Annotated in this window: 1 protein-coding gene; it reads left to right on the top strand. The window is 69.6% G+C overall.

What is annotated here, in order from left to right; all coding sequences use genetic code 11:
• Nucleotides 1–237: DDE-type integrase/transposase/recombinase (locus JL475_RS39560; protein WP_202283001.1), on the top strand; the 237-nt coding region annotated here is incomplete at both ends.

Here is a 237-nt window from a genome sequence, read left to right as displayed (position 1 = left end):
AGGAGCTGATGCTCGAGCGCGGCGTGCTCGTCTCCCACGAGACCGTCCGCCGCTGGTGCGCGAAGTTCGGGCAGGCCTACGCCAACGGCCTGCGCCGCCGGCGGCCCCGGCCCGGGGACAAATGGCACCTGGACGAGGTCTTCATCAAGATCAACGGCGAGTTGAAGTACCTGTGGCGGGCCGTCGATGCCGACGGCACCGTGCTCGACATCCTGGTCCAGGGCCGCCGGGACAAGG

It is taken from the genome of Streptomyces sp. M2CJ-2 (assembly GCF_016757295.1).
In the GTDB taxonomy this organism is placed as follows: Bacteria; Actinomycetota; Actinomycetes; order Streptomycetales; family Streptomycetaceae; genus Streptomyces.
Note: the sequence above shows the minus strand (reverse complement) of the source record. Positions and strands in the feature narration are given on the sequence as shown.